The following is a 3,052-nucleotide window of genomic DNA, read 5'->3' as shown; positions in this document are numbered from 1 at the left end:
TCCTCACCGAGAGGAAAAAAATATGCAGTTGATAATTTTCCAAAAGCAAAGATTAGAGAACTACCATTTGACATTACTTTTTTAATAAAAAGGTTTATAAATATTTATAATCCAAAAGCTTTAATAATAGTTGAAGAAGAGCTTTGGCTAAATTTAATTAAAGCTTCATCCAAAAATATCCCTGTTGTTTTAATTAACGGACGTATATCTCCTTCATCATTTAAAGTTTACAAATTTTTATCTTTTATCTATAAAAAAGATTTTCAGCTATTTTAAACTTATCATAGCTCGTTCAAAAAAGGACGCAGATTACATTTCATATTTTATAGATGATAAATCTAAAATAGTCGTTTGCGGGGACTTAAAGTTTATTTCTTCAACCATAAAAAAAGATATTGATTTAAATTTTCCAAAAGATAAAAAAATAATAGTTGCAGGAAGCACGTATAAAAGTGAGGAAAAACTTTTACTGGAAGTATTTAAAGAGTTTAAAAATAACGCTGTACTGGTTCTTGCTCCAAGACATTTAGAAAGATTAAATGAAGTTATAAACATGGTTGAAGAAAATGGATACTCGTATCAACTTTATTCAAAAATAACAGGGAATATAGACAAGCAAGTTTTAATAGTTGATAAAATGGGAATTTTGCCGTCATTATATAAATATGCAGATGCTGTTTTTATAGGCGGAACCATTGAAAATATAGGAGGACATAACATTTTAGAAGCTTTAGTTGAAAATAAACCAGTAATAATAGGTAAAAATTACCATAAAGTAAAACCACTGGTTGAAGAATTTAAAGATTATATTTTTATCGTTGAAAATAAAGAGCAGTTAAAAGATGCTATAGAAAAACTTTTCAACCAAAAAAATAAAAATATTCCAATAAAAGAGAAAATTGATAAAATCTATAAATGTTATATAAAAAATTTGGAAAAGGTGATTAATGAAAGCAGGAATTGATATTGGTGGAACATTTGTAAAGTTTGCATTTGAGGAAAATGAGAATGTAAAAACAGAAAAAATTCCCATAAAACATTATATAGAAAATAAAGACATAAAAGGACTTTTAGAGGACATATTAAATGTTTTAAAAAATAAAAACATTAAAAAGCTTGGAATAGCAGTTGCTGGTCTTGTAAATAAAGAAAAGGGATGGGTTGATACATCTCCTAACATACCTTTAATAGAAAAATTTCCCATTTCTAACTTTTTTGAAGAAAAATTAAAAGCTGAAGTTTTTATAGAAAATGATGCAAATGCGGCAGCTCTTGGTGAATACAAATACGGAAACGGGAAAAATAGTAAAATACTTATAACGCTGACACTTGGAACTGGACTTGGAAGCGGTGCAGTTATAAATGGAAAGCTACTTTCAGGCGTAAATGGCGTTGCAATGGAATTTGGGCATACAACTATTAAAAAAAACGGACTAAAATGCCACTGCGGGAGAAAAGGCTGTTTAGAAGCATATGTTTCATCGTATGGTCTTGAAAGAATTTATTTCTTACTATCAGATAAACATTTAAGCTCAGCAGAAATAATTACACTTGCAAATGAAGGAGATGAAAAAGCATTAGAAGCTTTTGAAATATTTAACGACTATCTCTCAACAGGTCTTATGAACATTGTTCATATTTTCAATCCTGATAAAATATTACTTTCTGGAGGAATTCCTGAGTATTATCCATTAATAATAAAAATGGCATATTCTAAGCTCAAAGAAAAAGCATTTCCTTTATCAATAGAAAGTGTTGATATAGATTTAGCTAAGCTTGGAGAGTTTAGCGGTGCTTATGGGGCTTTAGCATTAACAACTCAGGAGGAGGTTTAATATGAAAATAGGAACGCCTTTATCTCATAATGCAACTAAAATACTTTTACTTGGAAGCGGTGAACTTGGAAAAGAGTTTGTAATTGAGGCATTAAGACTTGGAATTGAAGTAATAGCAGTTGATAACTATGAATTTGCTCCTGCAATGCAGGTAGCACAAAGAAGCTATGTGATTGATATGAAAAATGGTCAGCAGATAAAAAATATAGTTTACAAAGAAAAACCCCATTTTATAGTACCTGAGATAGAAGCTATTGATACAGATGCACTTATAGATTTGGAAAAAGAGGGATTTACAGTTATACCTTGTGCTCAGGCTGTTAAATACACAATGAACAGGATAGGCATTAGAAGACTTGCAGCTGAAGAAGTAGGCCTTCCAACTTCAAAATACAGATTTGCTTCTGATATTGAAACATATAAAAAAGCAGTAAAAGAGATAGGTTTTCCGGTTGTTGTTAAGCCAGTAATGAGCTCTTCAGGGAAAGGTCAAAGCATAGTTAAAACAGAAGAGGAAATAGAAAAAGCATGGTATTATGCACAGGAAAATGCAAGGGGAAAAGGCGGAGAGGTAATAATTGAAGAATTTATAGATTTTGATTATGAAATAACCCTTTTAACGGTAAGAACAAAAAATCAGGGAACTTTATTTTGTCCTCCAATTGGGCATATTCAGGTAAATGGAGATTACTGGGAAAGCTGGCAGCCTCATCCGATGAGTGAAAAAGCTTTAGAAAGAGCAAAAGATATAGCTAAAAAATAACCGATGCGCTTGGCGGATATGGAATTTTCGGCTGTGAAATGTTTGTTAAAGGTGATATGGTATGGTTTAACGAGATATCCCCAAGACCACATGATACTTGTATGGTTACGATGATTTCTCAAAATATGTCAGAATTTGAGATACATTTAAGGGCAATACTGGGACTTCCTATAGACATAAAGATGATAGCTCCAGCAGGGGCTTCTTACTGTTTTCACGCAAAAACAAACTCTGTAGCTCCTTATTATGAAGGCTTAAAAAATGCTTTATCATTTCCTGATACAAAAATTAGAATATTTGGAAAACCTACAACAAGACCAAAAAGAAGAATGGGAGTTGCTTTAGCAGCAGGTGAAAATATTGAGGAAGCAAGAGAAAAAGCTAAAAAAGCTGCAGAAAGTATTAAAGTAATAGAAATGGGGCTGTAGAAAGCCCCTTTAAAAATTTAAGTCTT

Annotated in this window: 3 protein-coding genes and 1 pseudogene; all 4 read left to right on the top strand. The window is 31.4% G+C overall.

Translation table 11 applies throughout. From position 1 onward, the window contains the following. A partial coding sequence (locus tag HG1285_RS05095) for a glycosyltransferase N-terminal domain-containing protein (RefSeq protein WP_008288479.1) occupies positions 1 to 276 on the top strand: 276 nt, incomplete at its 5' end. Continuing rightward, on the top strand, positions 251 to 964 hold the full coding sequence (locus tag HG1285_RS19145) for a glycosyltransferase (RefSeq protein WP_083793100.1): 714 nt from the start codon (positions 251 to 253) through the stop codon (positions 962 to 964). The genes HG1285_RS05095 and HG1285_RS19145, both read left to right, overlap by 26 nt. Next, on the top strand, positions 948 to 1,835 hold the full coding sequence (locus tag HG1285_RS05105; protein WP_008288477.1) for an ROK family protein: 888 nt from the start codon (positions 948 to 950) through the stop codon (positions 1,833 to 1,835). The genes HG1285_RS19145 and HG1285_RS05105 overlap by 17 nt, the downstream gene beginning before the upstream one ends. 1 nt (position 1,836) lies before the next feature. Then, positions 1,837 to 3,026: pseudogene (gene purT / locus HG1285_RS18280) on the top strand (formate-dependent phosphoribosylglycinamide formyltransferase). Positions 3,027 to 3,052 lie beyond the last annotated feature (26 nt).

This window comes from Hydrogenivirga sp. 128-5-R1-1, from assembly GCF_000171895.1.
This window is presented reverse-complemented; position numbering and strand designations above follow the sequence as displayed.